The 24,515-nt window shown below is 68.6% G+C and carries 23 protein-coding genes and 1 pseudogene; 17 read left to right on the top strand and 7 right to left on the bottom strand.

Translation table 11 applies throughout. The features are described from left to right. The first annotated feature begins 81 nt into the window (after positions 1 to 81). Positions 82 to 537, top strand: a complete 456-nt coding sequence (locus tag ABE85_RS08325) for a CBS domain-containing protein (RefSeq protein WP_067272514.1) — start codon at positions 82 to 84, stop codon at positions 535 to 537. 101 nt (positions 538 to 638) lie between these two features. Here the strand turns inward: ABE85_RS08325 and ABE85_RS08320 are convergent, their stop codons facing one another. Beyond that, a complete protein-coding gene (locus ABE85_RS08320) occupies positions 639 to 980 on the bottom strand; it encodes a PRC-barrel domain-containing protein (protein ID WP_067272510.1) in 342 nt (113 codons plus the stop codon). Between the two features lie 187 nt (positions 981 to 1,167). Here ABE85_RS08320 and ABE85_RS08315 point away from each other — a divergent pair, with 187 nt between their 5' ends. The 6 genes from ABE85_RS08315 (at position 1,168) to ABE85_RS26845 (ending at position 7,831) form a co-directional block, all read left to right on the top strand. Further along, positions 1,168 to 2,082 (top strand): YihY/virulence factor BrkB family protein, encoded by a 915-nt coding sequence (locus ABE85_RS08315; RefSeq protein WP_067272507.1) that lies wholly within the window; start codon positions 1,168 to 1,170, stop codon positions 2,080 to 2,082. A 121-nt stretch (positions 2,083 to 2,203) separates the two neighbouring features. After that, the gene (locus ABE85_RS08310) at positions 2,204 to 3,274 is read left to right on the top strand and encodes a glycosyltransferase family 9 protein (RefSeq protein ID WP_067272502.1); all 1,071 of its coding nucleotides are present in this window, start codon (positions 2,204 to 2,206) and stop codon (positions 3,272 to 3,274) included. 74 nt (positions 3,275 to 3,348) lie between these two features. Next, positions 3,349 to 4,158 carry a hypothetical protein gene (locus ABE85_RS08305; RefSeq protein WP_197507256.1) on the top strand — a complete coding sequence of 270 codons (810 nt, stop codon included), beginning with the start codon at positions 3,349 to 3,351 and terminating at the stop codon, positions 4,156 to 4,158. 152 nt (positions 4,159 to 4,310) lie between these two features. Beyond that, positions 4,311 to 4,658 (top strand): hypothetical protein, encoded by a 348-nt coding sequence (locus tag ABE85_RS08300; RefSeq protein ID WP_067272494.1) that lies wholly within the window; start codon positions 4,311 to 4,313, stop codon positions 4,656 to 4,658. 314 nt (positions 4,659 to 4,972) lie between these two features. Continuing rightward, the gene (locus tag ABE85_RS08295; RefSeq protein ID WP_067272491.1) at positions 4,973 to 6,445 is read left to right on the top strand and encodes a sigma-54 dependent transcriptional regulator; all 1,473 of its coding nucleotides are present in this window, start codon (positions 4,973 to 4,975) and stop codon (positions 6,443 to 6,445) included. A 168-nt stretch (positions 6,446 to 6,613) separates the two neighbouring features. Next, positions 6,614 to 7,831, top strand: a complete 1,218-nt coding sequence (locus ABE85_RS26845; protein WP_082938437.1) for a DNA topoisomerase IB — start codon at positions 6,614 to 6,616, stop codon at positions 7,829 to 7,831. A gap of 13 nt (positions 7,832 to 7,844) precedes the next feature. Here the strand turns inward: ABE85_RS26845 and ABE85_RS28855 are convergent. Continuing rightward, a pseudogene (locus tag ABE85_RS28855) lies at positions 7,845 to 8,327 on the bottom strand (D-glycero-alpha-D-manno-heptose-1,7-bisphosphate 7-phosphatase); the annotation flags it as partial. A 127-nt stretch (positions 8,328 to 8,454) separates the two neighbouring features. Continuing rightward, on the bottom strand, positions 8,455 to 8,988 hold the full coding sequence (locus ABE85_RS08270; protein ID WP_067272478.1) for a response regulator: 534 nt from the start codon (positions 8,986 to 8,988) through the stop codon (positions 8,455 to 8,457). A 342-nt stretch (positions 8,989 to 9,330) separates the two neighbouring features. Between ABE85_RS08270 and ABE85_RS08265 the strand changes: the two genes are divergently transcribed. The 5 genes from ABE85_RS08265 to ABE85_RS08245 all read left to right on the top strand — a co-directional run bounded on the left by ABE85_RS08265 (position 9,331) and on the right by ABE85_RS08245 (position 13,561). After that, complete coding sequence (locus tag ABE85_RS08265) at positions 9,331 to 9,852, top strand: hypothetical protein (protein ID WP_231993260.1); 522 nt, start codon at positions 9,331 to 9,333, stop codon at positions 9,850 to 9,852. Between the two features lie 141 nt (positions 9,853 to 9,993). Then, complete coding sequence (locus ABE85_RS08260; RefSeq protein WP_157522093.1) at positions 9,994 to 10,371, top strand: YqjD family protein; 378 nt, start codon at positions 9,994 to 9,996, stop codon at positions 10,369 to 10,371. A 205-nt stretch (positions 10,372 to 10,576) separates the two neighbouring features. Then, entirely contained in the window at positions 10,577 to 10,951 is a 375-nt protein-coding gene (locus tag ABE85_RS08255; RefSeq protein WP_157522090.1) for a hypothetical protein, read from the top strand. Further along, complete coding sequence (locus ABE85_RS08250; RefSeq protein WP_067272473.1) at positions 10,926 to 11,483, top strand: hypothetical protein; 558 nt, start codon at positions 10,926 to 10,928, stop codon at positions 11,481 to 11,483. Before ABE85_RS08255 ends, ABE85_RS08250 begins: the two co-directional genes overlap by 26 nt. 95 nt (positions 11,484 to 11,578) lie before the next feature. Then, on the top strand, positions 11,579 to 13,561 hold the full coding sequence (locus ABE85_RS08245; protein ID WP_067272469.1) for a C2 family cysteine protease: 1,983 nt from the start codon (positions 11,579 to 11,581) through the stop codon (positions 13,559 to 13,561). Positions 13,562 to 13,615: 54 nt separating this feature from the next. On the opposite strand, the gene ABE85_RS08240 is transcribed toward ABE85_RS08245, so the two are convergent. The 3 genes from ABE85_RS08240 to ABE85_RS08230 form a co-directional block, all read right to left on the bottom strand. Further along, positions 13,616 to 14,074: a PA2169 family four-helix-bundle protein gene (locus ABE85_RS08240; RefSeq protein ID WP_067272466.1), complete on the bottom strand. Its 459-nt coding sequence runs from the start codon at positions 14,072 to 14,074 to the stop codon at positions 13,616 to 13,618. 47 nt (positions 14,075 to 14,121) lie between these two features. Then, positions 14,122 to 16,458, bottom strand: coding sequence for an ATP-binding protein (locus ABE85_RS08235; RefSeq protein WP_067272463.1), 2,337 nt, complete (start codon positions 16,456 to 16,458; stop codon positions 14,122 to 14,124). A gap of 91 nt (positions 16,459 to 16,549) precedes the next feature. Then, positions 16,550 to 17,851 (bottom strand): AI-2E family transporter, encoded by a 1,302-nt coding sequence (locus ABE85_RS08230; RefSeq protein WP_197507254.1) that lies wholly within the window; start codon positions 17,849 to 17,851, stop codon positions 16,550 to 16,552. A 588-nt stretch (positions 17,852 to 18,439) separates the two neighbouring features. On the opposite strand from ABE85_RS08230, the gene rpoN reads away from it, so the two are divergent. Together rpoN and ABE85_RS27440 are read left to right on the top strand one after the other, a co-directional pair. Further along, positions 18,440 to 19,843, top strand: coding sequence for an RNA polymerase factor sigma-54 (gene rpoN, locus ABE85_RS08225; RefSeq protein ID WP_231993259.1), 1,404 nt, complete (start codon positions 18,440 to 18,442; stop codon positions 19,841 to 19,843). 167 nt (positions 19,844 to 20,010) lie between these two features. Continuing rightward, a complete protein-coding gene (locus ABE85_RS27440; RefSeq protein ID WP_157522086.1) occupies positions 20,011 to 20,694 on the top strand; it encodes a hypothetical protein in 684 nt (227 codons plus the stop codon). On the opposite strand, the gene ABE85_RS08215 is transcribed toward ABE85_RS27440, so the two are convergent. Next, positions 20,648 to 21,013: a hypothetical protein gene (locus ABE85_RS08215; RefSeq protein ID WP_157522083.1), complete on the bottom strand. Its 366-nt coding sequence runs from the start codon at positions 21,011 to 21,013 to the stop codon at positions 20,648 to 20,650. The genes ABE85_RS27440 and ABE85_RS08215 overlap by 47 nt on opposite strands. Before the next feature lie 140 nt (positions 21,014 to 21,153). Between ABE85_RS08215 and ABE85_RS27435 the strand changes: the two genes are divergently transcribed. The 3 genes from ABE85_RS27435 (at position 21,154) to ABE85_RS08200 (ending at position 24,498) form a co-directional block, all read left to right on the top strand. Then, positions 21,154 to 22,110 carry a hypothetical protein gene (locus ABE85_RS27435; RefSeq protein ID WP_067272448.1) on the top strand — a complete coding sequence of 319 codons (957 nt, stop codon included), beginning with the start codon at positions 21,154 to 21,156 and terminating at the stop codon, positions 22,108 to 22,110. A 41-nt stretch (positions 22,111 to 22,151) separates the two neighbouring features. Continuing rightward, positions 22,152 to 23,273 (top strand): mechanosensitive ion channel family protein, encoded by a 1,122-nt coding sequence (locus tag ABE85_RS08205; protein WP_231993258.1) that lies wholly within the window; start codon positions 22,152 to 22,154, stop codon positions 23,271 to 23,273. A gap of 112 nt (positions 23,274 to 23,385) precedes the next feature. Next, a complete protein-coding gene (locus ABE85_RS08200; RefSeq protein ID WP_067270535.1) occupies positions 23,386 to 24,498 on the top strand; it encodes an IS481 family transposase in 1,113 nt (370 codons plus the stop codon). The last annotated feature ends 17 nt before the right edge of the window (positions 24,499 to 24,515 follow it).

Here is a 24,515-nt window from a genome sequence, read left to right as displayed (position 1 = left end):
CCTGCTTGTTATGGTGTCCAGTCGTGTCTGGCGCCGGGCATTGTGTGCTATGTTGGCAGTCAACATTTCTCTCTCGCGGCCATGAAAGTCTCCGACATCCTGCGCGTCAAGGGCAGCACGCTCTTCACCGTCTCTCCCGACACCCCGCTGGCCCAGGCCGCCGAGACCATGGCCGAGCGCGACATCGGGTCGCTGGTGGTGATGGAGTTCGGCGACCTGGTCGGCATGCTGACCTTCCGCGAGGTCATCCAGGCGGTGGTCGGCAACGGCGGCACCGTCGGGACCCGGCTGGTGCGCAGCGTCATGGACGACGCGCCGTTGACCTGCACGCCCGAGACCGAGATCGACGAAGTCCGCCGCATGATGCTCGGCCGCCATGCGCGCTACATGCCGGTGCTCAACGGCCGGCAGCTGATGGGCGTGATCTCGTTCTACGACGTGGCCAAGACGGTCGTCGATGCGCAGGACTTCGAGAACCGCATGCTCAAGGCCTACATCCGGGACTGGCCGGCGGAAGACGGCGCGAACGCTGCCTGATCGCCCCCAAGCGACCCCCAAAGAAAAAACGCCCCGGTCTCCCGGGGCGTTCTTCATTGCAGGATCGATGGCCCTTGCCTGAAGGCAAGGGCCGGGGATTTTTACATCCAAGCCACGCCGTAGTAGTCGTAAACCTTGCGGCCGTACTCGTCGGAGTACTCGGGACGATCGGTCTGCGCGTAGCGCGGGGCCTTCTCGAGCTGGTCCTCGCGCAGCGGCACGACATAGCCGTCCAGGCTGGTGTCGTACTTCAGCATGTTCCAGGGGATCGGATACCGGTCGGTACCGATCCCGAGGAAGCCGCCGAACTCGAGCGCCGCGTAGCGGACCAGTCCCGAGCGCTTGTCGATCACGAGGTTGTCGATCGAGCCCAGCTTGTCGCCGTTGCCGTTGTAGACCTTGGTGCCTTCGACGCGGTCGGAAGCGATGGTGGTGCTTGCCATGAGGGTCTCCTGGTGGGTTGGGATAGGAGGTTCAAGGCAATCGCCGTGCCGCCGCCCCCGTCTTCCCCGATGTCGCCCGACGGTTGTCCCGCACATCGGCGCCGGGCGGGAATTTCCCTTGCCTCGACAAAGAAATGCCTTCCGCCCCGTCATCCCTCAACGCCGCGTCCCGCCGCGGCCGCCCTGCATGCCCAAGCTGCCTCATGCCCTCCAGGAAGCCATCGACATCGTCAGCGAGGCCGCGCAAGGCTGGAGCGACGACAACGCGCCCAGCATGGGCGCGGCGCTGGCGTACTACACGCTGTTCTCGATCGCGCCGCTGCTGCTGATCGTGATCAGCGTGGCCGGCCTGGTGTTCGGCGAGCAGGCCGCGCGCGGCGAAGTCATGGAGCAGCTCTCCGGCCTGCTCGGCACCGACGGCGCCCTGGCGGTCGAGGACCTGCTCAAGCGCGTGAACCGGCCGGAGGAGGGCGGCTGGGCCGCCGCGATCGGCACCATCGTGCTGCTGGTGGGCGCGACCTCGGTGTTCGCCGAACTGCAGAACTCGCTCAACCGGATCTGGAAGGCGCCGATGGTGCGCAGCGGTCCGGTCTGGCAAGGGCTCGTGACGCTGCTGCGCAAGCGCCTCCTGTCGCTGGGCCTGATCCTCGGGCTGGGCTTCCTGTCGATGATCTCGATGGTGGCCAGCGCCGCGCTCGCGGCGATCAGCAAGTGGTGGACGCCCTGGCTGGGCACCGAGTTCGTCCTGCTCGCGCAGATCCTGAACGGGACGCTCGCGTACGCGCTGATCACCGTGATGTTCGCCGTCATCTACAAGTGGGTGCCTGACGTCCCCGTGCGCTGGCGCGACGTCTGGGTCGGCGCGCTGATCACGTCGGCGCTCTTCAGCCTGGGCAAGTCGCTGATCGGCCTGTACATCGGCCGCAGCGGCGTGAGCTCCGCGTACGGCGCCGCCGCCTCGCTGGTGGTCATGATGCTGTGGGTCTACTACTCGACGCAGGTCTTCCTGATGGGCGCCGAACTGAGCTGGGCTTTCGCGAAACGCCACAGCCTGCGGGAGCAGGCCGCCGAGACGGCCACGCGGACCTTGACGCCGGGCTGAGGTCGCGACCGGCACCCCGCCGGCAGGGGCGGGACGCGCACCGGAACGGAGCGCGCGATCACCCGGAAACCCGCGCCAATGCTGGCGCTCCGTCCGGCATGCCGCTTGCCACGTTTGCGGGATGATTGCGACGTCCCTCGAGCAGCGAGCCCCCGCCCCCGGCCCTCTGGCGCTGAGCGAGGCGGGAGCCATCCTGCGCGACGGACCGCTGCCGGTCGACGCGGGCACGCAGGCCGAGGAACGCCACCGCCGCTGGTGCAACGTGCGTCGCGTGCTGCTGATCCGGCTGGACGGCGTGGCGGGCGTGCTGGCCTCGACGGCGTCGTTCGCGGCGGTGCACGAGACGATGCCGTGGACGCAGTCGACGCTGCTCGCGGCGCCCGAAGCCCTGGCGCTGCGGCCGCATCTGCAGGCGGTGGACGAGGTCCTCACCTTCAACGCGCCCTGGACCGCCTGCGGCGCCATGGCGCTGAACGCGGAGCCCTCGACGATGCGCGGCGACGCCGAGATGCACCTCGTGCGCAAGCTGCGCCGCAGCCATTTCGATGCGGCGGTGCTGTTCTCGCCTGCGGACCAGAGCGCCTTGCCGGCGGCCGTGTTGTGCCGCATGGCAGGCATTCCGTTGACGCTCGCCCATGTGCGCGAACCGGCGCACGGACTGCTCAGCGATGAACTGCTCGCCGACGGCACCGTCGGCACCGGCGGCGACGACACCCTCCGACAACTCGCGCTGGTGGCGCACGTCGGCATGCGCACCGCCGACGAACGACCGCGCCTGCGGCTGCTGCCCAAGGACAGCCACCAGATGAGGAACGCCTTGCAGCAAGCGGGCTTGCGTTTCGGTCAGCGCTACGTGCTGGTGTGCCCGGGCGGCGGCGGCGCGCGCCATTGCCCGCCCGCGGCGTTCGCGGCGGCGGCGGATGTGCTGCTCGACGCCTGGGCGGACGACACGGCGGTCGTGCTGTGCGCGCTGCCGGCTGAAGAGGCCGCCCTGGCCGAACTCCGCGCGACGCTGCCTCAACGGGGTCACGTCTTGCTGGCGACCGTGTCCATCGGCGAACTGGCCGCGCTGGCGGCCGGCGCCCGCGTGATGGTGGCCACGGATGACCTGCCGCTCACGATCGCCGCCGCCGTGCGGGTGCCCGCCGTTCTCCCCGGCGAGGCGCTGCGACGCGAGATGAACTTTTCCTGAACTGCTGGCGGGTCGAGATCGACACATCGCTATCGAACCCCGATGGAGGGTTGCAGTTCAGCGAAAGGAATGACATGCCCAAATCGGGAGTTTCGACAGGGGGGGCGCAGGGCCACTTCGATCACGCGTATGCCTACGAGGACGCGATCGATGAAATGAGCCACTCCGACGATGGATCCGTCGATGACGATGACTGCGGGTACGAGCCAGCCCGGGATCGATTGGAAGGAGGCTTTGCCCAATGGCAGGCCCCCCAGCGCGCGCGGGACGATCGACGGGCGCACAACCTGCGCAACCAGGCGCCCGGCGGGCAGCCCAGGCAGCCGAAGCCGCCTCAGCCCTCCGCCCAGCCTGCCGCTCAATCGACTACGGAACAGCAGCAGATGCAGCAGCTCATCGGGCTCCTGCTGCAGGCGCTCCAACCGCAACAGGCCGCCGGTCAGCCGGTCCAGCAGCAATCCACCCCGCAGCAGCAGATGCAGCAGCTCATCGGGCTGATGCAGCAGGCGCTGGGTGCGCAGAAGCCGGCGGTGCAGCAGGTGGTTCAGCCGGCCCAGCAGCAGCCGACCGAGCAGCAGCTGGAGCAGGCGTTCAAGTACATGCACGAAGCGCTCCAGGCCGTGCAGATGCAGGCGGCCATGATGCAACTGCAGCGCTCGTACTCGCAGTTGGGGGCATTGAACTCCTGGATGGGCGTCAATCCCTACTCGTGCGCTGCGACCTTCCCGCAGGCGTATGCCGCACCGTTTGCGCCGTACCACTCGCCTTATGGCACAAGCTACGCAGAACCCTGCGCGTATTCGCCGTTCTCATCCTGTGGATCGGTCATGAGATCCATGCTGCCGGCCGCCGTCGGTTTCGGGTTGGGCGCGCTGCTTTGCTGAATTCCTGACCTTCTGGCGGGAAACGAAATCGTCACAGGACGTTCGTCCGGGCACGGTGCTTGCCTCTGGTGCGAGCCGCGCGTGGACGCTCGGCGACTGCGACGACCGGGCGGATGTCCGGCCGCGCTGCGTTTCCATTACAGGAGGTTTTCATGCACCTGCACAAGCTCGCCTGGGCGATCCCGCTGATGTTGGCCGCCACCGTGGCCCACGCGGAAAGCTCCGGCAGTTTCCTGGAGGGTGCCAAGCTCGCGGCCCTGGTCCGTCCGGAGGCCGCGGCCCCGGCGAACGGCCCTTCCCACCACGCTCCCGCCGGTGTCCGTCCCGCCCCGCAGGGCCAGACGCCGTCGACGGGCACCTCTGCGTCGCCGAGCCCGTCCTCCGTCATCGACGCCGACAGCGAGCCGTCCGGCACGTCGTTCGAGATCCGCAACTTCTTCACCCTGGTCGTCGCCTTGGCCTTGGTGGGGTGGGTCCAGCGACGCCGTCGGGATGCCTGACGTCCCCGTTGTCTTCCGCGGTCCCGCAGACCGTTCACCGGCACCGGCGTGGTTCTCGAACCGCTGCCGGTGTCGTTTTGTGGGGCTTGTTGTTCGCATGTCGTTTCCGCATGGACGCTCATCGACCAGCGCTCACCGGAATATTTTTCAAATCAATCCGTCAAGGGGCTGGCAAGCTGGCCGCTTGCTGCAAGAATGAGTTAGACGAGTTCAGTGGACCTAGTTCACGAAACGCTGAACTCCGCGATGTGACCCCACTCCCCAGAACTCTCCCAGAACTCTCCCAGAACTCTCCCAGAACGAAGGATGAACCGGTGACCCATGCGTTGATCGTGGACGACGATATCGATTCCGTCGCCACCCTGCAGGAATTGATCGCGAGCGAGAAATTCACCGTGTCGGTGGCCCATACCCTGCGCGATGCCCGCCGGCACATTGCGCTGCAGCAGCCCGACGTGGTGCTGCTGGACCTGCAACTCCCGGACGGCAACGGCATGGAGCTGTTCCAGGATCCCCAGCTGGTGGCCAACTCCGAGGTCGTGCTGATCACCGGCCACGCGAGCCTGGACACCTCCATCCAGGCGCTGCGCCTGGGCGCGGCCGACTACCTGGTCAAGCCGATCAACATCAAGCAGCTGCAGGGTGTCCTGTCGCGCGTGATGAAGCCTGCGGCGCTGCAGGCCGAGGTCTCGGAGCTCAACGCCAACCTGGCCAACACCGGCCACTTCGGGCTGCTGTGGGGCCGTACGCAGCCGATGCAGCGGATCTACGAACAGATCTCGCGCGTGGCGGGCACCAGCGTGTCGGTGTTCATCAACGGCGAGAGCGGCACGGGCAAGGAACTGGTCGCGCAGACCGTCCATGACCTGAGCCGTCGCCGCAAGAAGGCCTTCCTGGCGGTCAACTGCGGCGCCATCTCGCCCAACCTGATCGAGAGCGAGATCTTCGGTCACGAGAAGGGCGCCTTCACCGGCGCGGACAAGCAGCACGAGGGCTTCTTCGAACGCGCGAGCGGCGGGACGCTGTTCCTCGACGAGCTGACCGAGATGCCGATGGAGCTGCAGGTCAAGCTGCTGCGCGTGCTTGAGACCGGGCGCTTCATGCGCGTGGGCTCGACGACGACGCTGGACGCCGACGTGCGGGTCATCGCCGCGTCCAACCGCCCGCTGCTGCAGGCGGTGCAGGCCGGCAAGCTGCGCGAGGACCTGCTGTACCGCCTCAACGTCTTCCCGATCGAGATGCCGCCGCTGCGCGACCGCCTGGACGACGTGCCGCTGCTGGCCGACCATTTCCTGCGCCAGATCGCGGCGAAGGAAGGCAAGAACAAGCGCTTCACCGCGAAGGCCTTGGCGCAGCTCCAGACCTACCACTGGCCCGGCAACGTGCGCGAACTGCGCAACGCGGTCCAGCGCGCGTATGTGATGGCGGTGGCCGATGTCGTCGACGAGCAATGGCTGCCCAAGGGGGAAGGCGTGGATCCGCAGTCCACGGCTTCGTCCGCCGCGGCGGTCACCAGCTTCGGCGTGGGCGTCCCGACCGCTGCGGCACCCGCGACGGCACCGGCCTTCGTGACGTCGGCGGAGTCTTCCGGTCCGTCGATCACGATGCCGCTGGGCAGCTCGATGGCACAGGTGGAGAAGGCCTTCATCCTGGCCACACTCCAGCACTACAAGCACCACAAGGAACAGACGGCGGCCGTCCTCGGCATCAGCCTGAAGACGCTCTACAACCGCTTGAAGGAATACGCGGCGGAAGACGCGGCGGCCGCCGACCAGGCTGCGCAGTAAGAGAGACCGCCCAACACCGCTCGGCCAAGCGCGGGCACTCCACGATGCAGGAGGCATCGCGTCCGCGAACCTCCCGCATCATTCCGGCCCCACCGGAAGTGGCTGACTTCGAGCTTGCGCTTGAGGGCTTGGCATGCGGCCTGCCTTGTGAAAGGCAGGAGGACTCGTATGTCACTGCGTTGGGTGTCCGATTGCGAACCCGGGCTGCGCCGCAAGCGCGCAGCCAAGGGCTTCCGTTATGTCGATGCGGCGGGGCGGCCGGTGCGCGATGCATCGACGCTCCAGCGCATCCGCGCCTTGGCGATCCCGCCGGCCTACGAGGACGTCTGGATCTGCACGCGTGACGATGGCCATATCCAGGCCACCGCGCGTGACGCCCGCGGCCGCAAGCAGTACCGCTATCACGCGGACTGGATGGCCCTGCGCGGCGAGAACAAGTTCGGCCTGCTGCTGGACTTCGGCCAGCGCCTGCCCCGGCTGCGGCGGCAGGTGCAACGACATCTACGGGATACCGGCGTCGACCGCCAGCGCGTCATCGCGGCGCTGGTCCGCCTGCTCGACCGCACCTGGATGCGCATCGGCCATCGCGAGTACGCGCGCAGCAACGGCTCCTACGGCCTGAGCACCTTGCTGTGCCGGCATGTGAAGGTCAAGGGCGACGCGCTGCTGCTGAGCTTCCCCGGCAAGAGCGGCGTGCGCCACCAGCTCGCCGTCCGGGATGACCGCGTCGCGGCGCTCGTGCGTCACTGCCGCGATCTGCCCGGACAGGAGCTGTTCGGCTACGAGGACGAGGCCGGCGAGCCCCATCGCATCGATGCCTCCGACGTCAACGACTGGCTCGCCACCGCCGGCGGACCGACGTGCAGCGCGAAGGTTTTCCGCACCTGGCATGCAAGCGTGCTGGCGCTCGACCTGCTGTCGGACCACGCACGCGCCGGCACCGCGCCGGTGGACGCGCTGAAGCAGACGGTGAAGGAGGTCGCCGCGCGACTGGGCAATACCGTGGCGGTCTGCCGCAAGTCGTACATCCATCCCGCGGTACTGGCGTGGGGCCAGTCGGAAGCGTTGGCGTCCCTGCCGTCGCAGCGCTGGATGAGCACGCCGCCGGCGATGCCCGGCCTGAGCGCGGCGGAGCGGCGTCTGATGGGGTTGCTCCGGACGCAGCCCCGCGTGGAGGTCGCTACGCCTGCGCCTGCGCCGGAACCGGCGGCGTCATCGAGGCCATCGTCGAAGAAGCCGACGTCGCGCTCATCCGGCTCAGCGGCGGGGCGAGCGCGTCGTCCTTCAAGGACAAAGCCGACAGGCTCGACGACGACGACGACGGCGGCGGCGATGTCGACGCCGCCTCGCGCACCACGTGCTCGGCCAGCGACGGCCAGTCGCTGAAGACGCCCGCCGGCTCGCGCAGCGGCGAGCGGCGCCAGACGGTCTCGCCGCCGGTGTCCAGCAGCAGGCCCGTGGCTCCGGCGCGATGGCCCGCCTCGACGTCGTCGAGCAGGTCGCCCACCATCCATGAACGGCTCAGATCGAGGCCGTGCGCCCGTGCCGCGCGCGTGAGCATGCCGGGCGCGGGTTTGCGGCACAGGCAGGCCGGACGGCCCTGGGGATCGGGCGCGTGCGGGCAGACCGCGACGTCGTCGAGCACCACGCCGAACTCCTCCTTCAGGCGGCGCAGCAACGCGCCTTGCAGTCGCGCGAACTGGACCCGCGTGAACGCGCCGCGCGCGATGCCGCTCTCATTGGTGACCAGGACCAGCGCCAGTCCCGCCGCGCTCAATCGCGCGAGCGCCTCGCCCGCGCCGGGCATCAGCCGCAGACGCGAGGGATCGTGGATGGCGGCGTCGTCGGGCTCGACCAGCGTGCCGTCCTTGTCGAGGAACACCGCCGGACGCAACGATCCCGGCGAGGGGCCGTCAGGCCGCTCGCGCGAGAAATCGAGGTCGTGGAGGGAGAGGGTGGTGAGGGGGGCGTCGAGCCAGGCAGTCACAGGATCAGCCTCCGCGACGCGCTCAGCGCACCCAGCCGTAGTCGGTCTGGCGCGGCGCCAGCGACTGTTTGTGCCGGGCCATCAGGCCCGACTCCCGTCTCGGACCGTCGCCGGCCGGATCGATCACGACGCCGGTCTGCAGCCCGTCGACCGGCGCGGCGACCGCGTCGGCCGGCCGGACACCGCGCGGAGGCGGCAGCAGTTCAGCCAGGCGGGCCAGCGTCCTGCGCACATCCAGCGGCTTGGCCCACAGCTCCATGAAGCCGCAGCCCAGGGCGTCGAAATCGGAATCCGCCGTCACCGCGATCGCCGGCACCTGCGCCCAGCCGCGCCGCATCTGCAGCAGCTTCAGCAGGTCCGACCCGTGGCAGTCCGGCAGATGCAGATCGATCAGCAGCAGCGAGGGCTGCAGCTGCGCGCTCAGACGCCAGGCGGGCATGCCGGCCTCGGCGACGTGCAGTCGCAGGTCGCGGCGCTGCTCGAACATCGCCTCCATCACGATGACGTTGAGCGGGCTGTCTTCGACGTACAGCACCGACGTGAGACCGTCGTTCATCGTTCGCTCCTTCCCTGTTCGAATCCAGTTGGTCGCGAGATATGGCAATCGCCGTGCCTGAAGGTCTCCCCAACCCTGGGGATTCCACGCGCGGGCACCGCGTCGCACCGGGTCATTCGGCTCGTCCGGTGTAACCGCTGGATGAGCCTTCCGTCAATCTCGGTGACATGTTCAGTGCTCTCTTTTTCCGGTCGGTTCGCGTCCGGGGAAGACGGCGTACGCAATGGGTACGAGGCTTGCCTTGACGGGAAGACTCGCCGCACTTCCCATGCCGCAATTCCCACGGCGCACCTTCACGCCTCACCCGACGCCCCACCCAACGTCTCACTTCAAGGAGCTTCCATGGCTACCAGCAAGCGACCGAGCGACGCCGACAGCCCCGACATCTCCGACGATGCCGGTGATGATCGCCCCACCAGCTTCGGCGTGCACAAGCCGGTGGACCACCTGGTGATCAGCTTCCCGGGCGCGCCCGATGCGGCCCAGGCGCGCGCGGCGCTGAGCGCGCACGGCATCGCCGACGAAGACCTGCATGCGATCGATGACCGCGAGATGGTCGAACTCGTCGAGCGCGACCTGAAGCGCGCCAGTCCGCTGGCCGCGATCGGGCAGGAGATCAACCTGCTGCGCAGCCACGGCGAACTGGCCGGACGCGGCTACCACTTCCTCGTCGTCAAGGCGAAGAACGACGAGCAGGCGCGCGAGATCGCCGAGATCGCGCGCCGCAACCGCGCCGAGCGAGCGCAGTACTACGGGCACTTCATCATCGAGGAGATGCTGGAGCCCGAAGGCGGCCGTCCGCAGGTGGCCGAGTCGCCGCACCGCGGCCTCGACACGCATCCGAAACCGCCGCTGCCGCGCTGAGCCTGTCCCTCCTGCGGCCCGGTCTTCGCAGCGCGGCTTTCGAGGCACGCCGCTTGCCATCCTGCTCAGCACCGGTCGAACAGCGATTCAGTACCGATCCATGCCCTTGCTGCCACTGCGCACCACGAAAGGAAACTTCCCATGAGCACCACGCCCAACAACGAGAAGAGCGACAAGACCGTGCCGTTCACGACGGCCGAGGACGCCGCCAAGCTGGCCAACGGCATCGCCTCGTCGAGCGCGCCGTCCAGCACCGCGGCCGCCGATCTGGTGAACCGCGTCGCCGACAAGGCGCACGCGACCATCGACCGGCTCGCGACCACGGCCGCACCGAAGGCGCAGCAATTGCAGAAAAGCCTGGAGGACACGAACGAGCTGCTGCACGACCGCGCCGAGCGTCTGCGCTCCACCGGCAACGAGTGGTGCGACAGCCTGCGCACGAACGTGCGCGAGCATCCGCTCACGGCCATCGGCACCGCGCTGGCGGTCGGCCTGCTGATCGCGCGTCTGACGCGCTGATCGCGTCGCGCCCATGAGCGACGTGCCGCACGCGACGCCTTCTTTCCCGCCGCCGTTTCCGCCGCCGCCACCGCCCCGGTCCGGGCCTGCTCCCGGATCGGCCGCGGGGTCGACTGCGGGTTCAGCCCCCGGATCAACCGCTGGATCTCCGCCTTCGGGCGAAGGTCCGGCCTCCAGTGGCAGCTTGATCGGCGAGCTGCAGGGCATGGCCCGTGCCGCGCGCGGCATGCTGTCCGGACGCCTGCTGCTGCTGGCGCTGGAGCTGCAGCGTGCCAAGCACGGGCTGGTGAGCCTGGCGATCCTGGGCGTGGTGGCGGCGATCGCCGGCGCCACGGCCTGGCTCGCGCTGTGGGCCCTGGCGGTTGCGCTGGCGGTGCACTTCGGCCTGACCTGGCCCTGGGCCTTCGCCGGCGTGCTGGTGATCAACCTGCTGCTGCTGGTCTGGGTCGCCGCCGCGATGAAGGCGCTCGCCCCGATGCTGGCGCTGCCGGCTTCCCGCCGACAGTTCCACTGGCTGTTCAACGATCCCATGGATCCCGAGGAACCGAGTCCCGATGGCCGCACCCCAAGACCGTCCTGACCCCCGACGCATCCCCGATGTCCCCGACCCCGGGGGCGCGGCCGAGTCGATCGAGGCGCTGACGCTGCGCATCGAGATGGCGGAGCTGCGCGTCGTGCGTCGCGACCTCGAATTCCAGCTGCACTGGGACGCGGTGCAGCAGCGCGGCAGGAACGTGCTGGTCCCGGGCCGCTGGCTGCTGCCGGCGCTGGGCACCGGCGCGAGCTGGCTGTTCTGGCGCCTGGTGCGCGGCAAGCGACGGCGTCACGAACGGCATCGCGAGGACGAGTCCCCGCGGCATGCCTTCCGTGCGCCGCGCGAGTCGCACGCCGATGCAGCCAAGCCGGCCGCGGATCGTCCGGAAGTCGGGACGCTGCAGCTGCTCACGATGCTGTGGAGCTTCATGCCGACCCGACTGCGCGGGCAGGTGGGACCCGAGATCACCCAGCTCCTGCTGGGCGTGATCGCGGGGTTCATGCAAGGCCGCAAGACGCAGCGGGACGAATCCCGCGACCGGACCGTCGGTGAGACGGGCACTTCCGGGAATCGCTGAGCGCGCTCTAGGTGATCTGCCGATGGCCACGGCGGCACGTCGTCTCTATCGTGAACGGTCGATGGTGAAGACGGTGCCAGTCCGAAAGGTCACGCATGAGAGCGCGAGATGCCAACGCCGTTGCGGGTCCGCATGAGCCTGCCGCCGCCGTGCCGGAGCAGCCACTGGCGACGACGGCCGACCTCGCAAGCGTCGCCGCCAAGTCCGACGCGTGGCAAGCGCACATCGACAGCTCCCCGCGAATGCTCGCGCAAAGGCGCCGGTTGCAGCGCGTTCTGGGTGATGCATTCCGGCCACGGTCCGGGCATCGCACCGGCCTGCCATCCCCGCAGCCTCGTTCAGGTGCCAACACCGTGCAGCGGCAGCTCGACTGGAGCGCCGAGAGACTTGCCGAGCAGGCGGGCCCGGTGTCCGACGACGCCGGCTTCACCGCAGTCGCCGCAATGCTCGACGAGTACCTCAAACTCCTGGACAGACGGGGAGACGGCCCGCACCTGGTGACGAGCCTGGAGCGCCTGTGCTTTGCCGCCGAGCGTTGCATGACCCGCGGGACGCAGCGCACGCGGCCGCAGGAGGCCGCCTTCCAGCTGTTCCGCGATGCTGCGCAGGAAAGGGACCGCTTGGCCGGCATCCGGAACGTCGCGCATCAGAGTCCGGCCTTCAACGATTTCCGCGCTACCGCCAATCCGCCGGTGCCGGAGGTGTGGATTGAAGCCGGCAAACGCATTGCGAAACTTGTCGAGGGTCAGCTCACGAGCCAACTGACGCTGAGCCAGCCCCTCGCCGTCCAAATCACGAGGGAGCACGGCCAGTATCGTGAGTTCAGCTCGGGGACGTCGACCTATGTCGTGGCCGCCGCCGACGTCGAAGAGCCGCATCGCCGGTTGCTGGACGATCTGTTTCCGGTCGATCCCAGCCCGGACCATGTCCGGCAAGGTCCGATCGGCGACTGCTTTCTCCTGGCTCCGGCGGCCAGCGTCGCGGCGATGAATCCGGGACTCATCAGGGCCATGATGAGAGAGCAAGGCGCCGAGAAGGTGATCGTGCGCCTGTTCGAAGTCGCTGGAACTCCCGGACGCAAGACGTTCACGCCGCGCTACATGGCCGTCGACAAGTCGATCCTGAAACGCTCGAACGGCCAGCCACGTTACGCATCAGGCGCGCTCTGGGTGCAGATGCTCGAGAAAGCGTACGCCATGTCCGGCTTGGGAAGCCGTCAAGGCAGAGCGAACGACCGCAACACCTATGAGAATCTGGAGGGAGGCCGCTCTGACGAGGCGCTGGAGATCCTGCTCGGCCGGGAGGTTCGTGTCGACAGGCTCGACGGTGACGATAGCGACCCTGAGAATCCACGCAACGAGTTTCGCCATCACAACCGCGATGACATGCCGTGGAGCGACGCCGAGATGGAGAGGATCGACCTCGCGGCCGCCGGTAAGGCACCGTGGGAAGACAGTGTCACCCACGTCTGGTTCGGAGGCGACAAGGACCTTACCCGCAGATGGCGGGCGTTCGTGAAAGGGGACGGAATTCGCAATCGGTTCGAAGACAACCAGGTCCTGCTGCGGGATCGCAGCCGGCGCAGCTACGAAGAGGCCGTGACGCTGGAGGACATTGACGAGACGATGTCTGCCTCGGGCTTGCCATCCGGCATCAAGTCGGCCATCAACCAATACCTCCGGGACGGCCAGTTGTTGCCGGGGAGGCGCGGCACGGGGCGCTATACGCGGGAGCACATCGCGCTCTACGAGAAGGTGCGCAAGGCTTGTATGGCGGGCAAGGCTGTGACGGCGGATACGCCCGGGGTGATCTCCGTGGATCAGACAAATTCTGGAGAGAGCGCCCGGGAGCCCAAAGGCGGCGGGCTGGTCGGCAACCACTCCTATTCGGTCCTGGCGGTGAAGACCGAGGCGGATGTGCGCTACGTCCAGGTCCGCAACCCTTGGGGACGCTACGGTCGGATCTACGTCGCCGGCGCATCGGGCGTGCTGGCTCCGCAAGTGGTGGAGCAGGGTGACGGACGCTCATGGATCGAACTGGTCGACTTCCAGAAACGATTCAAGCAAATCAATCTGTGAGCGCCGCGACGCTCGCTGGGACTCGCATCGCGGCAGCGTCACGTCAACTCAGCGTCATGCCTTCTCGGCGTTGCGCGCCTGATCGCGCAGCAGCTTGATCTGGTCGTGGTTGCGCAGCGTGCCCGCGAGCTGGCGCTGGACGACTTCCAGCACGCCGGCCGGCAGGTCCTTCTGCGCCGCCTTGCGGTAGCGCGCGACGGCGACGTCCTCGCCGCGCTCGCATTCCTCGAGCATGGCCTTGTCGCTGTAGCCGGTCAGCGTGCCCTTGACCGCGACCCAGCCGCGGTGGAGCGATCCGGAGGCGCTGCCGTCATCCTCCGGCGTGCCGCCGTGCTGGCGCACCAGCTGCTGCAGTTCGGAGGCGGCCTGACGGCAGTCCGCCGCGCGCTGGGCGAAGACCTCGCGCAGGCTGGCGCCCTTGACGTGTTCGGCCGAGCTCAGGAATCCGTACTCGCCGTCCTTGCAGGTCTCGATCAGGGTGTTCAGTTCGTCGATGACGTCCTTGTTGTCCATGGCAGTCCTTTCCGATCGGGGGAGTGGTGATGCCTTGGAACAGCAAGTCACGTACCCGTCGGCAGTCCCATCGCATGCCGCAGCGCTTCCAGGATCTGCGACGGCGACGCGGGCTTGCGCAGCACGATGAAGGAGGATTCCGCCGTCAGCGCTTCGCTGTAGCCGCTGATCAGCACCACGGGCAGGCCGGGGCGGCGCGCGCGCAGTTCGCGGGCCAGCGCCTGGCCGTCCATCGAGCCCGGCATCACCACGTCCGACAGCACGATGTCCACCGCCGCGCCGCTGCCGAACAGCTGCAGCGCCTCGTCCGCGTCCTTGGCGCTGAGCACCTGGCAGGAGAAGCTGCGCAGCAGGCCGGCGGTGACGCGGTTTAGCTCCTCGTTGTCCTCGACCAGCAGCACGCGCACGCCCGCCAGGCTGTTGGTGAATCCGTCGTCGCGCGTGCGCTCGGTCCCGTCGACGCGGGCGCCGTCGGGCACCAGGCGCGAACTGGTCTGCGCCGGCAGCAGCAGCGTCACCGTCGTGCCCGCGCCGAGCTGGCTCGCGATGCGCGCCGTGCCGCCCGCCTGCACGCAGAAGCCCAGCACCTGGCTCAGGCCCAGGCCCGTGCCCTTGCCCACGGGCTTGGTGGTGAAGAAGGGTTCGAAGACGCGCGCCAGCAGGTCCTCCGGGATGCCCGGGCCGCGGTCGGTGACGCTGATCGCGACGTACTCGCCCGGCGCGAGGTCCTGCACGTCGCCCGGCGACGCGCGACCGGCCTCGAGCGAGATCTCGCCCATGCCGTTGGTCGCGTCGCGCGCGTTGAGCGCGATGTTGATCAGCGCGAGCTCCAGCTCCGAGGGATCGACGCGCACGCTCGGCAGGTCCGGCGCCATCGTGGTCGCGAGCTGCATGCGCTTGCCGAGCACCGTCACCAGCAGCTCGTTCATCTCGCCCAGCGTCGAGCGCAGGTCCACCACCTGCGGGTGCACCGGCTGGCGGCCCGCCACGCGCAGCAGATGCTGGGTGAGCCGGCTGCCGACGTCCACGGACCGCATGATCGCGCCCAGCGGCATCGCCAGCGATTCGGCGTGCGGGCTGCGCTGGATCAGGTGGGCGCTGTTGCTGATGACGCCCAGCAGGTTGTTGAAATCATGCGCGACGCCGCCGGTGAGCCGGCCCAGCGCCGCCGTGCGCTGCGAGCGCGAGCTGAGCTGCTCGGCCTCGCGCGTGCGGTCGATGGCCTCGTTGACGCGCTCCTCGAGCTCGTAGCGGCCCTGATGGATGGCGGCGCTCGCGTCCTCGAGCGCCAGCGCGACCTCGTCGCACTCGACCATGCCGGTCTTGCGCGCGCGCACCGGCTCGCCGGCGCGCAGTTCGTTGGCGATCTCGTTGAGCGCGTGGATGGGGCCGGAGATGCGCCGGCTGATCCACAGCGCGCCGAACATGCCGACCAGGACCAGCAGCAAGGCGCCGATCGCGATCGGCTGCAGCGCGGCGCGCGCGCCGAAGCCGCCCGGGCCGCCGTCGCGCGGCACGGCGGTGATGACGGTCCAGCCCTGCGGCGACTTGCTGAAATAGCCCGTCACCGGCTTGCCGTCGAGGTTGACGGAGTCGAACGGCGCCTCGTCGCGCGTGGCCATCAGGCGCTTGAGGTCGTCGGTGCTGGGGCGGCCGGCGTAGCTGATGCCGCCCGGGTGGCGGGCGACGACCGCGCCGTGGGCGTCGACGATGGACGCCGTCCAGTCCGCCGGGAGACGCTGTCCGTCGATGATCTGCTGCAGCTCCTGCGGCAGCACGGTGATGACCATGTTCAGCCAGACGTGGCCGCCGCGTTCGATCGGCTGGATGATCTGCGCCCGCAGCTGGCCCGTGGCCGGATCGGGACCGAGGTCGCTCACGACGGCCTGCTCGATCAGCGCCGCGGAGGCCGCGGCCTTGGGCGGCGTCACGGTGGTCAAACCGGTCGCCGATCCGGTCGGCGACTCGGTGGTTGATCCCGTTGTGGATCCGGTCGTTGATCCGGTCGCCGGTTCGGGCAGACGCTCCGCCGCCAGGCGCGTGCTGAACAGCGTCCGGTCGGGCGCGTTGAGCTCCACCCAGCCCGACAGGCCCTGCATCGCGCGACGCGATTGCAGCTCCAGCATCGCCAGGTCGTCGGGCGGGATCTGCGGCGACGCGTCCAGGATCTGCGACAGCGACAGCACCCGCGCGATGCCTGCGCGGCGGGCCAGTTCCTTGTCCACCACCATGGACAGCGCGCGCGTGCTGTCGCGCATGTGGCGCACGGTGGCCTGCTGCTCGTCGTTCCAGGTCTGCCAGCTGACCCACAGCGCCGCGATGATGCCCGGCAACATCACGGACAGGACAAGCACGAGCAGGCGGGAACGGATCGGCAGGGGCATGGGCGGTCGGTCGGAGGAACGGTCGGGCCGCCGCGGCCAGAGGCCGGCGGCGAGGACGAGCCCGCGGGCGCGGGCACGTCGAGGCGGCAGATTATGGGCGGTGCTGTTCAAGGGCGTTCGGATGGGCCACGGGGATGGCGCCATCGGCAAGGGGCGGGGGCGAGGTCGTCGCGGTGGTCGTGGCGGTCGCTGCCGTCGATGTGGCTGTCGCCGCGACGTGCGCGGGCACATAGCCGGGCACGAGCGGTGGCGCGTGCGGCGGCCGGGGCGGGCGCAGCAGCGTGCTCAGCGGCGTGCAGGGGCGGTCGCTGCCGCGCAGGTAGACGGCGACCGGGCGCATCTGCCGGTTGCGCTGGCTGATGCTGCGCAGGCAGATCAGCAGCGGCACCGCCAGCACCGCGCCGGCGACGCCCCAGAGCCAGCCCCAGAACATCACCGAGAGCAGCACCGACAGCGGGTTCATCGACAGCCGCTTGCCGACGACCATCGGGGTCACGAAGTTGGATTCGATCGCGTGGATGCAGAGGTAGGACAGCACCGGCGCGAACAGGGCCGCCAGGCCCGCATCGCCGAGCGAGGCGGCGAGCGACGCCGCCAGCAGCAGCCCGCACATGATCAGCGGACCGAGGTAGGGGATGAAGTTGAAGATCGCGGCCAGCGCGCCCCAGAAGCCGGGGTTGGGCAGGTCCACGAACCACATCGTGCCGGACACGACCAGCCCGACGCCGATGTTGATGGCGCTGACCGAGACGACATAGCGCGAGATGTCGCGCTGCGCCGCGCGCAGGCCGCCGAGCACCACGGCCCGCAAGCGCGGACGATGCGGCAGCAGCTCGATGCAGCGCGACAGCACCCAGTGCTCGGACGCGAGCAGGAAGTAGAGCAGGATGGTCGTCGCGGCCGTCGACACGAGAAACTTCAGGCCGATGCCCAGCGCCTGCGCCGTCAGCGCCACGCCTTCGCTGGCGATGCGCTCCCGGACCGGATCCGCGGGGGGCGTCGGCGCCGCGGCGCGATTCGAATTGCGACGCTCCACCGGCGGACCGAAACCCGGAATCGCCGCCCGCCACTTGTCCACCTGGTTCAAGGCCTGCGACACCGCCACCGGCGCACGCTGCCACCACTGCGCCACCGGCTCGGCCAGCAGCGCCACGCTCAGCACCGTGCAGCCCACCACCGTGGTCACCAGCATGGCCGCGCTCACCGACTCCGGGATGCCCGAGTGACGCATCGTCCGCACCGCGGGCGCCAACACGAAGGTCAGGATCAGCGCCACCAGCACCGGCAGCACGATGGCGCTGGCCTCCTTCAGCAGGAAGACCAGCGCAATCAAGAGCAGGCCTCGCGTCGCCCAGCGGCGCATCGTGGTCGGGGGCAGGGCGGAGGGGCGCAAGATGGTAAGGATGACGGAGAGAGGGATCGGGCAGGCTGTTGAAGCAAGGCCTGGGCCAGGAGGGAGCGCTACCACGGGCCCTGACTGCGTTCGGCCAGGCGCGGGCACTCCACGAGGCAGGGGGCATCGCGTCCGCGAACCCCCAGCCTCATTCCGGCCCCACGGAGGTCTTCGGACTCCCGAAGAAGCGAGGTGCGGCGTTCGGTGGGCGTGACATATCCCGCCGTCGGTAAAAGGTGCCGAAAGCCTTGCGAGGAAGCGGGGGCGGCGCGGGCTTCGCGGACGTTGGGCGAACCGGCGCGGTGGCATCCGGGGGTGTTCGGGTTCGCCGCACGTCGATGCGCCGTATCCCCGGCAGGCCCCGTGCCTACTGCGTTTGCGTCTTTCGGGCAGGCACGCCGAATGACGCGCGCTCCGCCATGTGAAACCTCCTGGACGAGGTGGCATGGTCCTTGCGCTGATGGCTCCATCAGGCCGGTTCGCCGGCACTGCCTACAACCCGTTCCCGTCCTCGCCGGCGGGGACTTTCCGGAACCGGTTGTCGGCAGATTCACCCTCTACCGGACAGGAGTGTCACAAGTGGGAGCAATGGAACTCAGGCATGAGCACAGGCAGTCGCAGACGCTGTCGCCCCGCCTCCAGCACGCCGTGCGGCTGCTGCAGATGTCCTCGCTGGACTTCACCACCATGGTCACCGACATGCTGGGGCGCAACCCCTTCCTCGAAGTGACCGAAGGCTCGGACGATTCGTCGCCGCTGGACGCCGATGTGCCGGTCGCCTCGTCGCCGGTGATGTCGGACGCGCCGGAATCCTTCCCGGACGATCGCGAGATCTGGCGCGCCGAGGGCTCGGGCTCGATGCGCCGCGCCGAAGACGGCGAACTCAGCGCGCTGGAGATGACCGCGGCGCAGACCTGCCTGCGAGAACACCTGCGCAGCCAGCTCAACGTGCTGCGCCTGTCGCCGCGCGATCTGGTGCTGGCGACCATCGTGGCCGAGTCGGTGGACGACGACGGCTACCTGCGCAGCTCGCTGGAGGAACTGGCGGCGGTGGCGCAGATGCAGCCGACGGTGGCGATCGAGGAAATGCAGATCGCGCTCAAGCGCGTGCAGGCCCTGGACCCGCTGGGCGTGGGCGCGCGCAGCGTCGCCGAATGCCTGCTGCTGCAACTGCCCAAGATCGAGGACACGCGCAGCCGCCTGCTGGCCGAGCGCGTCATCTCGCAGCATCTGAACCTGCTGGCCTCGCGCGACATCCCGTCGCTGGCGCAGCTGCTGGACGTGAGCGTCGCGGAAGCGGAGGCCGTGTGCCTCAAGCTGCGCCGCTTCGACCCGCGGCCGGGCTGGCGCTACGAGACCACGCAGGCCGCCTACATCGTGCCGGACGTGCTGACCACCAAGGTCCGCGGCCAATGGCGCGTGCAGCTGAATCCGGCGGTGATCCCCAAGGTGCGGATGAACCAGGTCTATGCCGAGCTGTTCCAGCGGCATCGCCAGCAGGGACATGCGGAGATGGCGACCCATCTGCAGGAGGCGCGCTGGACGATGCGCAACATCGAGCAGCGTTTCTCGACCATCCTGGACGTGGCCGACGCGATCGTGCGCCGCCAGCGCCACTTCCTGGAGTTCGGCGCGATGGCGATGAAGCCGCTGGGGCTCAAGGAGATCGCCGACGAGGTCGGCATCCACGAGTCGACGGTCTCGCGCGTCACCAACAACAAGTACCTCGCGACGCCGAGCGGCGTGTACGAGCTGAAGTACTTCTTCTCGCGCGCGATCGTGAGCAGCAACGGCAGCGCGTGCTCGGGCACCGCGATCCGCGGCCTGATCAAGGACATCATCGAGGCCGAGCGCGCGGACAACCCGCTGTCCGACGCCGAGATCACCCGCCAGCTCGCCCGCCAGGGCCTGGTGGTGGCGCGCCGCACGGTGACCAAGTACCGCCAGATGCTGCGCATCGACGCGGTCGAACGCCGCAGACAGCACAGCTGACGACCCGATTTCCCGAGGCGCGATGGAGACAAGGACGGAGCCCCATGAGGCTCCGTTTTCATTGGCGCGCGGGAACCGGGCGGGGCGGGTCGCAACTCATGCCGCTTCGATGTCGCGCCGATGCCGCCTCCTTCGAGGCGGCCGGATATGCAGGCGTCTCCAGACCCATGTGGAACGACAGCTTCAATGTGCGCTTCGCCGGCCCCTACCGGTCGGAGGTCATGCAGGACGATCTCGACGAGTGCCGGGGCGGCAGTGCACCCTCGCGCCATTGTCTCGACGTGGGGCATCACGACCGGGTGGACTACCGACGTGTGCTGCCGCATGTCGACCGGCTGTGCCAGGGGGCGGCCCGCTATCGTGACCGCTCCAGTGGCGAGTGGCAGCGGCAATGGAACGACTGCGTCTTCCGCTGGGATCAATGGGCCGCGTTGATCAGGAGCGATCGGGAGGGATATCAGAGAGAGCTGGGAGGAGCGAGAGGCGCCACAGGCGTCACCGCGAGCAACCTCGGTCACGACTATCGAGCCTTCCTGGCCCTGGAGGCCCGATGGCTGCGATGCGCGAGCCCGTCCGCCTTGCCGGCGCCCCTGCTGTCGGACGCCGGGCGGCGGTCGACGGGGCGGCCCTCGATGCCCTCGATCACGACCGCCTGCTCGTCGGCGTTGATCCCCTCCGCACCGCCGCTGTCGATGGACTCGATCGCCACGCCACTGCCGCCGCGATTGATTCCGTCCGCGCCGCCGCCTTCGATCTCAGGGATGTCGTGGCGGGACGAATTCGTCTGCGGGCCTCCGCCGGATGTCAGCGGGCAGGACCCTTTGCCGGGTCGGTCTTCTTTCCGTCCTTGACCAGTTGATCGCGCCGTTCGGCGTCGAGTCCCGGCGTCGAACGCAGGTCGGTGTCGACCTGACCCTGCTTCAGGTCTTCGTGCGCCTGGCCGATGACCGCACGCTGGTCCTCTCCCGCCGCGCCGCTGCCCATGCCGCCGGTCGAATCGCCGCCGGTGCTCTGGTCGCGCTCATGCGGCAGCTGCGCGTCGTCGTTGTGCGTCGGGGCAGGGTCGGGCTCGACCTGTCCCGGCGCCACGGGCGCCTTGTCCAGCATGCGGCGCGAGGCCTGGCTGTCGGCAGGTCGATCGGTCTTGTTGTCGGTGGTGGTGCCGGCCATGGCGCGCTCCTGGTTCATTGCGATGTCCGGTCCAGGCAATCGGCCCACCCGCGCCGGTCTTGAGGCGCGCGAGTCGATACCACCGCACCAGATGCATCGGAGGGCCACTGACATCCTCCCTTGTTCGCTGGAGGACATCCATGTGCCCGCCGCCGCCGTCGTCTCCGCCGCCGTTTCCGGTCATTCAGCCGACGGATTCCCTGGATGAGGTCCTTGCCATGCCCGAGGGCTACAAGACCGGGAGGAATGCCGACCATCCATCGACCGGCGGTGCGCTGCAGCGATTCCGCGAGGAAGGCATCCCGACCTGTCTCCGGATCTCGCTGTCCATCCTGGAGAGACCAGGAGACGCCGCAGCCCAGCGCCAGGATCTGCGCAAACTCTCCCAGGTGGTGGCGGCCGTTCTCCAGCGTGCGGGATCGCCCTCCGCCGGGCTCGAACTGGCCCAGATCCTCATGCATGCCCTCGAGGAGCAGACGCGGTGCGCCGGAGCGGACCACGATGCGTTGATCGGCAACCTCGAGCAGGCACTGGTCGATCTCTGGCGGAGCGAGCAGGCCTGCCTCCAGCTTGACGCCTGCATCCACGAGCTGCGGGACCAGGTGCCACGCCACGCTTCCGATCCGAGACAACGCCGGCTGACACGCCTGCAGGACGGGCTGGTCCTCGCCAGTCAGTCCTTGCTTGGACGCCGGCCGGACGAGGCTGATCGGACATTGGCGGCAGCGACTCGCGCGTCCGCGGTCAAGCAGCGCCTGCGTGATGCGCTCATGCGGCTTGAGCGCAGTCTGGAAGCCGCCGTGATGCTGGACCACATCCATCGCACGATCGAGAAACGAGGCGACGCAGGCGCGAGGCTGCTGCACACGCTCACGGGCATGGAATCCTGCCTGCGCGCGATGGAGAGCGTCGCCCATCGGAATGGGGACGACCCGCTGAGGCGGGCAACGGCCGAGGTCGCCGCACGTTTCGACTGTGCAGGGCCGGGTGTCCTGCTCACGGCGGAGGCCGCCGAGGAGTTTGCCGATGCCTTGCGTGCGTTGATGCGGCACCAAGCCGGCGGGCACCGTGACCCGGGTCCGCTCCGCAGACGCTGAACGCGCCGCGACGCCGGAACGGCGCTTGCCCGCCCCGCGCCATGCAAGCCTGGAAGACCCGTTTCACGATCCTCGATACCGACCTCATGCTCTGGGGTCAGCTGTTGCTCGGCGCCCTGGTGATCATCGCCGGCGCGCTGCTGCTGCACGCGATCCTGCGGCCGATCGCGCAGCGCCTGACGCGCTTCTCGCCGCTGCTGAGCGCGGTGGTGCAGCGCTGCGACAACCCCGCGCGGTGGGCGCTGCCCATGATCGGTCTGCTGATCGCCGCGCAAGGCGTGCCCGACACGATGCCGGGCATCAACGGCGTGCAGCATCTGCTGGGCGTCCTGTGCATCGTCGCGATCGCGGCGGTGGCCGCCGGCGCGATCACCGGCGTGGCGAACGGCGTGGCGCTGATGAATCCCGCGGATGTGGAGGACAACCTCGCCGCACGCCGCATCCAGACGCAGACCAAGGTGCTGGCGCGCGTGGCCAAGGGCGCGGTGATGCTGACCGCGCTGGCCTTCATCCTGATGACCTTCCCGCGCGCGAAGCAGGTGGGCGCCAGCCTGCTGGCCTCGGCAGGCATCGCCGGACTGGTCTTCGGCCTGGCGGCGAAGTCCGTGTTCGGCAACCTGCTCGCCGGCCTCCAGATCGCCATGGCACAGCCGATCCGGCTCGACGACGTGCTCATCATCCAGGGCGAGTGGGGCAGGGTGGAGGAGATCACCTCCACCTACGTCGTGCTCAAGATCTGGGACGAACGACGGCTGGTCATCCCGCTGCAATGGTTCATCGAGAACCCCTTCCAGAACTGGACACGCACCAGTTCCAGCATCCTCGGCACGGTGATGCTGTGGGTCGACTTCACGCTGCCGGTCAACGAACTGCGCGACAAGGCGACCACCATGTGCAAAAGCTCCGCCCATTGGGACGGCCGGGTCTGCGGCGTCCAGGTCGTCGAGACGACCGAACGCACGATGCAGATCCGCGTGCTCGTCAGCGCCAAGGACTCGGGCAAGGCCTTCGACCTGCGCTGCGAGTTGCGCGAAGGGCTGATCGCGTGGCTGCAGAAGACGCACCCGCAGTCGCTGCCACGGGTCAGGGCGCTGGTGGAAGACATTCCCGCACCCGCTGCGCCTGTGCTCAAGCCTTCGCTGCCACCGTCACCAGCCCCTTGATGAGCGCCGATGTGACTCCCTCTCCCGCTCGCTGTATGGACCGAGGACATAGGTAACAGGCGTGCCAGGACATGGGTGACACTTTTCCCGCCTAGTCAGCGGGAGGACGAAGTTGCCCTGGAGCCAAGACACCGTGAAGGATCAACGAGAGGAATTTGTTCGACTGGCCCGACAGCCTGGCGCCAATATCAGCGAGCTATGTCGACGCAGCGGGATCAGCCGCAAGACAGGCTACAAGTGGCTCAGCCGAGACGATCTCGAGGATCGATCTCGGCGACCACACACCTCGCCGACTCGTACGCCCGAACAGCTGCAGGCGCAGGTGCTTGCAGTGCGGGCCGAATGTTCTGCTTGGGGCGGTCGCAAGATCGCGAAGGTGCTGGCGCGCGATCATGGTGTGCACGTAGCAGCCAGCACAGCCAACTGGGTGCTGCGCCGAAACGGCCTGATCGACCCGGCAGCAAGCCAGGCCGCGACGGCATGGCAGCGCTTCGAGCACGAGACGCCCAATGCACTGTGGCAGATGGACTTCAAGGGCCACTTCGCCACCGACACTGAGCGCTGCCATCCGCTGACCGTGCTGGACGATCACTCGCGCTTCAACATCGTGCTGCAAGCGCTGAGTAACGAGCGGCTAGAGTCCGTGCAGCCGGTGCTGCAGCGCGCCTTTGAGCGCTATGGGCTGCCTGAGCGCATCAACGCCGACAACGGTCCGCCCTGGGGCTCGCCGACGCGCGGAGCACTCACCGAGCTGGGCGTCTGGCTGATTCGCTTGGGAGTGCGGTTGAGCCACAGCCGACCGATGCATCCTCAGACCAACGGCAAGGACGAGCGATTCCATCGCACCCTGAAAGCCGAGTTGCTGGCCAGTCGGCACTTCAAGGACCTGGACGATGCCCAGCACCACTTCATCCAGTGGCGGCATCTGTACAACGCCAAGCGCCCGCATCAAGCGCTGGGCATGGACACGCCAGCCAGCCGCTACGCGGCCAGCCCGCGCTCGATGCCAAGCTCTTTGCGGCCCGTCGAATATGGCGATGGCGCCATCGTGCGCCGGGTCGGATACGGTGGACGGATCGCCTTCAAAGGCAACACCTACCGCGTCGGCAGAGGCCTCATCGGCCAGCCTGTAGCCCTACGACCTCACCTGGATCTTGATGGCAGCTTCGATGTCTTCTTCTGCCATCAAAAAGTACGCATGATTGACCTGTGCCAGGCTGACTAACCTGGACCTGACCTGTT

This window comes from Mitsuaria sp. 7 (assembly GCF_001653795.1).
GTDB lineage: Bacteria > Pseudomonadota > Gammaproteobacteria > Burkholderiales > Burkholderiaceae_C > Roseateles.
This window is presented reverse-complemented; position numbering and strand designations above follow the sequence as displayed.